This window comes from Bradyrhizobium betae (assembly GCF_004123905.1).
In the GTDB taxonomy this organism is placed as follows: domain Bacteria; phylum Pseudomonadota; class Alphaproteobacteria; order Rhizobiales; family Xanthobacteraceae; genus Bradyrhizobium; species Bradyrhizobium betae_A.
Map to the genome: position 1 here is coordinate 45,756 of NZ_MZXW01000045.1, position 6,610 is coordinate 52,365.

At 64.4% G+C, this 6,610-nt stretch carries 11 protein-coding genes; 7 read left to right on the forward strand and 4 right to left on the reverse strand.

Features of this window, described 5'->3' with window-relative positions; translation table 11 throughout:
* Nucleotides 1-147: 147 nt before the first annotated feature.
* Nucleotides 148-783, forward strand: a complete 636-nt coding sequence (locus B5V03_RS31630) for a hypothetical protein (RefSeq protein WP_129274330.1) — start codon at nt 148-150, stop codon at nt 781-783.
* Nucleotides 784-788: 5 nt separating this feature from the next.
* Here the strand turns inward: B5V03_RS31630 and B5V03_RS31635 are convergent, their stop codons facing one another.
* Nucleotides 789-1,274, reverse strand: coding sequence for a J domain-containing protein (locus B5V03_RS31635; protein ID WP_129274319.1), 486 nt, complete (start codon nt 1,272-1,274; stop codon nt 789-791).
* Nucleotides 1,275-1,385: 111 nt separating this feature from the next.
* Between B5V03_RS31635 and B5V03_RS31640 the strand changes: the two genes are divergently transcribed.
* Together B5V03_RS31640 and B5V03_RS31645 are read left to right on the forward strand one after the other, a co-directional pair.
* On the forward strand, nt 1,386-2,153 hold the full coding sequence (locus tag B5V03_RS31640; RefSeq protein ID WP_129274320.1) for an SDR family NAD(P)-dependent oxidoreductase: 768 nt from the start codon (nt 1,386-1,388) through the stop codon (nt 2,151-2,153).
* 202 nt (nt 2,154-2,355) lie between these two features.
* Entirely contained in the window at nt 2,356-2,601 is a 246-nt protein-coding gene (locus B5V03_RS31645; protein WP_129274321.1) for a helix-turn-helix domain-containing protein, read from the forward strand.
* Here B5V03_RS31645 and B5V03_RS31650 read toward each other — a convergent pair.
* Nucleotides 2,598-2,837 carry a hypothetical protein gene (locus B5V03_RS31650; RefSeq protein ID WP_164988420.1) on the reverse strand — a complete coding sequence of 80 codons (240 nt, stop codon included), beginning with the start codon at nt 2,835-2,837 and terminating at the stop codon, nt 2,598-2,600. The genes B5V03_RS31645 and B5V03_RS31650 overlap by 4 nt on opposite strands.
* A gap of 158 nt (nt 2,838-2,995) precedes the next feature.
* Between B5V03_RS31650 and B5V03_RS31655 the strand changes: the two genes are divergently transcribed.
* Nucleotides 2,996-3,505, forward strand: coding sequence for a collagen-like protein (locus B5V03_RS31655; protein WP_129274322.1), 510 nt, complete (start codon nt 2,996-2,998; stop codon nt 3,503-3,505).
* 3 nt (nt 3,506-3,508) lie between these two features.
* On the opposite strand, the gene B5V03_RS31660 is transcribed toward B5V03_RS31655, so the two are convergent.
* Both B5V03_RS31660 and B5V03_RS31665 read right to left on the reverse strand, forming a co-directional pair.
* Nucleotides 3,509-3,724 carry a hypothetical protein gene (locus B5V03_RS31660; protein WP_129274323.1) on the reverse strand — a complete coding sequence of 72 codons (216 nt, stop codon included), beginning with the start codon at nt 3,722-3,724 and terminating at the stop codon, nt 3,509-3,511.
* A gap of 96 nt (nt 3,725-3,820) precedes the next feature.
* Nucleotides 3,821-4,087: a DUF2277 domain-containing protein gene (locus tag B5V03_RS31665; RefSeq protein WP_129274324.1), complete on the reverse strand. Its 267-nt coding sequence runs from the start codon at nt 4,085-4,087 to the stop codon at nt 3,821-3,823.
* Nucleotides 4,088-4,208: 121 nt separating this feature from the next.
* On the opposite strand from B5V03_RS31665, the gene B5V03_RS31670 reads away from it, so the two are divergent.
* The 3 genes from B5V03_RS31670 to B5V03_RS31680 all read left to right on the forward strand — a co-directional run bounded on the left by B5V03_RS31670 (nt 4,209) and on the right by B5V03_RS31680 (nt 6,438).
* Nucleotides 4,209-5,270 (forward strand): alpha/beta fold hydrolase, encoded by a 1,062-nt coding sequence (locus tag B5V03_RS31670; protein ID WP_129274325.1) that lies wholly within the window; start codon nt 4,209-4,211, stop codon nt 5,268-5,270.
* A gap of 134 nt (nt 5,271-5,404) precedes the next feature.
* The gene (locus B5V03_RS31675; protein WP_129274326.1) at nt 5,405-5,758 is read left to right on the forward strand and encodes a hypothetical protein; all 354 of its coding nucleotides are present in this window, start codon (nt 5,405-5,407) and stop codon (nt 5,756-5,758) included.
* Nucleotides 5,759-5,835: 77 nt separating this feature from the next.
* The gene (locus B5V03_RS31680) at nt 5,836-6,438 is read left to right on the forward strand and encodes an MSMEG_1061 family FMN-dependent PPOX-type flavoprotein (protein ID WP_129274327.1); all 603 of its coding nucleotides are present in this window, start codon (nt 5,836-5,838) and stop codon (nt 6,436-6,438) included.
* Nucleotides 6,439-6,610: the final 172 nt, after the last annotated feature.

The following is a 6,610-nucleotide window of genomic DNA, read 5'->3' on the forward strand; positions in this document are numbered from 1 at the left end:
CTTCTTTTGCAGGCACCGCCTCGGTTTCAGCCGCAGACCCGCGGGCACGCCTTGAACCTGACCGGTATGCGGAACTACTCACATTTTGACCGGGACGTGGCTGGTCAAAATTCGGTCGGCGGACGACAAGGATCGGGCAAGGATGCGATGCGTGCAACGACGACAGCAACAGTTCTCGCCGCATCACTCCTGCTCGCCGCAACTGCGCAGGCGCAGGCCCCGCAATCCTTCCGCGTGATCTCGCCGATCTTCGGCCAGCTCGTCTCCTTCGCGATGCCGTCGAATTTTTCAGTAGTGTTCGAGAACACCAAGGGCGGCCACTACATCCGCGAAGCCGTGATCAAGGGCGAGACGCCCGAGCGCTGGACCCAGATGATCACCGTCACGGGCGAGAAGGGCATGACGCTCACGCCTAGCGCCTCGCCCGAGAAATTCGCAGGCACCATCGCCGGCGGTTTCAAATCGGCCTGCCCCGACAGCTTTGCGGCGAGACCGCTCGGTGCGCTGAAGTTCGGCCGCTTCGAGGGGTTTGGCGCCGTGATCGGCTGCGGCCGCGTCGACAGCGGCCCGACCCGGCACAGCGAGACCGCGCTGCTGATCGCGCTGAAGGGCACGGCCGACTATTACACCATCCAATGGGCCGAGCGCGGTCCCGAAAGCGACGAGCCACCGGTCAACGACGAGCGCTGGCAAAAGCGACTGCTCGACCTGAGCCCGATCGAGCTCTGCCCGATCGTAGCAGGCGAAGCCGCGCCCTATCCGAGCTGCGTCAACAAGAGCTGAGGCTCTCACGCGTCCTTGTGCGCGCCGGGATGAATCAAAATATCGCGCGCGGCGGCGAGGTCGATGAAGGCTTCTGCGCTGCCGCCCTGGTCAGGATGCATGCCCTTGGCGGCGCGGCGATAGGCCCGGTTGATGTCCTCGCAGGTGAGCTGCACCGCGAGCGGCAGGCCGAGCATCTTGCGGGCGCGATCCTCGCTGGAGAGCTTCTTCGGCGCGGCGTTGCGACGGCCGAAGCGCGGCGCGGTCAGATCGTGAACGACATCGAGGACCACACCGATCCGGCGCCGGGCCGCCAGCGTGACGCCGTGATCGTCATTGTCCGCGGCCTGGCGCAGCACCGGAAGCGCCTGCTCGGCCGCCTGGCGCAGCATGGTGTCGGTGCTCATCCGCGCGATCTCGGCCACGAGCCGGCCTGCGTCGGTCCAATTAGCAGCCTCCGCCGACCGCAGGCGCTCGAGCGCCAATTTCCAGGATTCAAGCCGTTCCATCATGCGCGCAACGTTTAGCAATGAAGATCAGTATGCCAAGGCCGCCGTTTCCGACCCCTTAATTTCGGGTTAGCCTTTCATGAAACTTAGAAACGAAAACGGGAGGAAATTGCCATGGCGTTGCTCGCAAACCACATCGCCGTCGTCACGGGCGCCGGTTCCGGCATCGGCCGGGCGATCGCGGCAGGCTATGCGCGCGAGGGCGCGCAAGTGGTGCTGCTCGACGTCAATGCCGACACCGTCGCGGAAGCCGCGAAGGAGATCCGCAACGCCGGCGGCAAGGCCGAGAGTTTTGCGCTCGATGTGACCAAACGCGATGATTGCTTTGCATTGGCAAAGCAGGTCGCCGACAAGGTCGGACAGGTCTCGATCCTCGTCAACAATGCCGGCATCACCCGCCGCAACGCCTTCACCGCCGAGACCGAGACGGTGGCGAAGGACTGGAACGACATCATCTCGCTCAACCTCAACGGCGTCTTCAACATGACGCAGGCGTTCCTCTCGCCGTTGCGCGCAGCCAAGGGCCGCATCGTCAATATCGGCTCGATCCAGTCCTTCGTGCATCTGCGCACACCGAGCTCGGCGGCGTATACGACCTCGAAACACGGCGTGCTCGGCTTCACCAAGGCGCTTGCGGTCGAGCTCGGCAGGGAAGGCGTGCGCGTCAACGCGATCGGGCCGGGCTTCATCGAAACCAACATCAACGCCAATGTGCGCGCGACCAATCCGGCGCTGGTGCAGGCCTTTGTCGATCACACGCCGCTGGCGCGCACCGGCAAGCCCGAGGATATCGTGGGACCCGCGATCTTCCTGGCGTCGGATATGTCGGCTTACGTCACAGGAACGATCGTGATGGTGGATGGCGGGTACCGGACGGTGTGAAGCGTGACGCACAATACGTCCGCTTCGCTATGCATCTTGTGCCAATCGCGGCCACTCCGCGGCATTCCCAAGGTCATCTCGTGCGATCGCCCGCGATTAACCTTTCATTAACCAAACCCGCCCACCGTAGATCTACGGCCTGGGGGTCGTTGTTCTCGATCCGCTTCCAGCGAAGGAAGCGGGCGTTGATCGGGGTGTGTTGATGACCACTGTTCATGTCGCGGCGCCGCAGGACGCAGAATTCCTTGCTCCGAACCAGATCGTTCCGCTGCTGATCGGCGCAACCATCGACGAAGTCGAGCGCGAGCTCGTGCTCCAGACGCTGGCGCGCTGCGACGGCAACCGCACCCGCGCATCGCGCGTGCTAGGCCTGTCGGTGCGCACGCTGCGCAACAAGATCAGGATCTACGCCGCCTCGGGCATCGAGGTGCCCGCCTATCACGACTAGCGCGTGACCGCGCGACCGATCAGTCCGCCGGCGAGAACCGCAAGCGCGATGATCGCCACGGCAGCCGCGATCAGCTCGATGGCGCGCAGCACGAAGGCCGTCATGACGGCCCATGACGATTGCGGCTCCTCGGCAAAGGCGACCGGCACGACATCGGGCACGAGCAGATGGGCAAGCCCGATGGCAACCGCAAGGATGACTGCCGACAGGCAGAAGATGGTCCACGCAGCTCGCATCACGCACTCCTCGAGAAGGTTGTGGCCGTGCGCAATTCAATGACACGGCGTCCCGTGCCGCTGATTGATGTTGATCAAGCCTGTCGCGATGCGCGGGCGGAATTGCTGCTGTCGTCAAACGCCGCTAAGTAGCTTGCTTCCGCACAGGGAGTAGTGGCGTGGCAGACGAACAGGGACGGCAGGGGCCGCGTGGGCGGCAGGGCGAGCCAGGACGGCCGGGTCCGCAGGGACATCCGGGCAAGCGCGGGCCGGACGGCGCGCGCGGCAAGCCGGGGCCTCAAGGCAAGCCCGGCGCGGCCGGAAAGGCCGGTCCGCAGGGCAAGGCCGGGCTGCCAGGCAAGCCTGGTGAAGCCGGTGCGCGGGGCGCAGCCGGACCGCAGGGCCCCGTGGGACCGCAGGGCCCGCGCGGCGAGGCCGGCCCGCCCGGCCAGCTGCCCTCGATCGAGCAGGTGCTGCCGTGGCTGGATCAGCTCTTCGACGCCTGGGATGAACGCCGCCGTCAGCGCGAGCGTGAAGCCGCCGAGCGAGACGCACGGGAAGCCGCCGAGCGCGCGGCGCTCGAGGCCGCCGTGCAGGAGCCCGACGAAACGGACCTCGAGGACGACGACGGCGAAGACGACGAGCACAAGAAAAAGAAGAAAAAGAAGAAGCACGGCCACAAGGATTAGCGGCTACTTCGCCTGGTCCTCGCGTCGCGGCAGCATGCCCATGCGCTCGAATTGCCAGCGCATGGCGCGATACCAGAGATAGCCGACCGCAGCGCCGCACAGCGCCAGGATGACGATGTTCGCGCTCGAGAACGAGCCGCCCCACCACATCATCCACGCGGTCCATAGCAGCGTGAAGACGATGGCACCTGCTCTCAGCGGAAGAAGGGGGCGGCTCATGGTCGTGCTCCGGGCTGTCAAAACCCCGGCAGACATCATTGCAAGTTGCGGCGGCCCCTACCGTGAGCCAGATCACGGAAGTGCCCGCCGGAGCCGCTAGCCAAAGCGCAACCGCGAACGTTCCTTCGCCTTCTCCGCCTCGACCTCACGGTCGCGCGCCGGCGCGTGGGTGTGCAGCGAGGTCAGGAGTTTTCGCGCAGCTTCCGAGACCTCGGCCACAGCGAGGTCGAACGCCGCCTCATTGGCCTGCGACGGCTTGTTGAAGCCGGAGAGCTTGCGCACGAATTGGATCGCGCTGGCGTGGATCTCGTCCTCCGTGGCCGGCGGCTCGAAGTTGAACAGCGTTTTGATGTTGCGGCACATGCGGTCTCTCCGGTTTTCTTGAAGACGATCGGCGGCGGCGAAATCCTACATCCTTCCGCCCGCTTCTGGTAAGGTCCGCCACAACGCGGCCGCCAATGATGAGCCGCATGGAGAGAGAAACATGAAGGCTTCTTGCGCGGCACTAGCGGCCCTTCTGCTGTCCGTCTCGACGCTGGCCGTGGCGGCCGATTATCCAGCGCCCAAGCAAGGCGACTGGGTCGCCAAAGACTTCAAGTTCCACACCGGCGAGACCATGCCGGAACTGCGGCTGCACTACACCACCGTCGGCGAACCGGGCGGCCAGCCCGTGCTCGTGCTGCACGGCTCGGGCGGATCAGCGGCGAGCATGTTGACGCCTGCTTTTGCCGGCGAGCTGTTCGGTGCAGGACAGCCGCTCGACGCATCCAAATATTACATCATCATTCCCGATGGCATCGGCCACGGCAAGTCGTCAAAGCCGTCCGACGGCATGAAGACCGCCTTTCCGAAATACGATTACGACGACATGGTCGAGGCGCAGTATCGCCTCGTGACGGAAGGGCTCGACGTCAAGCATCTGCGGCTTGTCATCGGCAATTCGATGGGCGGCATGCACACCTGGCTGTGGGGCGAGAAATATCCGAAGGCGATGGACGCGCTGATCCCGATGGCCTCGCAGCCGACCGAGATGGCGTCGCGCAACTGGATGCTGCGGCGGATCATGCTCGACACCATCCGCAACGATCCCGACTACAACGGCGGCAATTACGCCAGCCAGCCGCGCATGATGAAATACGCCATCACCGCCTACGGCATCGCGAGCATCGGCGGAACGCTGGCCTATCAACAGCAGGCGCCGACGGCGGCGAAAGCCGACAAGATCGTCGACGAGCGGCTCGCGACACCGATCACGGCGGATGCCAACGACTTCGTCTACCAGTGGGAGGCCTCGCACGACTACAATGCCGGCGAGAAGCTGGAGGCAATCGAAGCCTCGCTGCTGCTGATCAATTCCGCCGACGACGAGCGCAACCCGCCGGAGACCGGCGTCACGGACGCTGCGATGAAGCGGGTCAAGAACGGCAGACTGCATCTCATCCCGGCAAGCACCGAGACGCGCGGCCACGGCACGACGGGCAACGCGAAATTCTACGTCGAGCAGGTCCGACAATTGCTGCAAACCGCGCCGCAGCGAACGATGTAACAACAGCAGACCGCTCATATCGCAGCGCATCATATGCGACGCCTCTCGCACCGCATATTATTTGAGCATGCAATGCGCTGACAGCTCGGGCTTAATCATCGCAATGAGAATCGACACGCGATGAGGAGGACCGCATGCACAGGCTCGCGCTGTGCGTTTGGCTCGCTGCGACGACGGCGCTGACGAGCGCCGCGTTCGCGTTCGACAACGGGCAATACGACCACGTCCCGCCCGACATCCGCGCCTGGTTCAAGAGCGTGATGGCACCAAACGGCGTGCCCTGCTGCGACATCTCCGACGGTCACCGCACCGACTACGACGTGCGCGGCGGCACCTATTGGGTGCCGATCGAGGGACAATGGATGGAGGTGCCGGAGCGCGCGATCATCCGCGATCGCGGCAATCCGGTCGGACAGGCCGTGGTCTGGTACGTCCATCACCGCGGCGCCATCATCATCAGCTGCTTCGTCCCGGCCGATGCGGTGTGATGCGTCTGGATGGATTCCATTGGCCGGAGGCGGCACGATCGGGTAGCTTGACGCCAAGCTGATGCGGAGGCACGCCATTGACCGATCTTTGCGCTGAAGACCTCGCCACCATCTATGCCAAGCCGAGCCCGCGCGTGATCGCGAAGGCGCGTCCCGCGATCGACGCACATGCGAAGAAATTCATCGAGATGTCGCCGTTCTGCGTACTCGCGACGTCGGGCACTGACGGCAGTGTCGATGCCTCCCCGCGCGGCGGTGGCATCGGCTTCGCCCACGTCGCCGCTCCCAACCAATTGCTGATGCCCGACCGTTCCGGCAACAACCGGATCGACAGTTTTCGCAACGTCGTCGAGGGCTCTGGCTTCGTGCACCTGTTGTTCTTCGTGCCGGGGATCGACGAGACGCTACGCGTCGGCGGACGCGGCACGCTGTCGATCGATCCGGATCTGCTGGCGTCGATGGTGGAGTACGGCAAGCCGCCCCGCGCAGTGCTGAACGTCGCGGTCAGCGAAGTCTATTTCCACTGCGGCAAGGCGCTGATGCGCTCAAAACTGTGGTCGCCGGAAAAGGTGCAGCGCTCGGTGATGCCGAGCATCGGCGAGGTCATCCACGACCAGACGGGCCTTGGTGAGCCGGAGAGCCAGGAGATGGTGGAAGAGCGCTACAAGACGCAGCTGTAGCGGGCGCGTTCGCCGCTCAATAGAAGCGTGGATGGCCGGGTCAAGTGTTTAGACCGGACAGATCACTGACAGGTGTTCGGAGACATAGCTGACACATCAAACTGGGCTGGATTGGTCGATTCGGGAGGCCGTCCATGCCCTGGAACGAGGTGTCGGTAATGGATCAGCGACG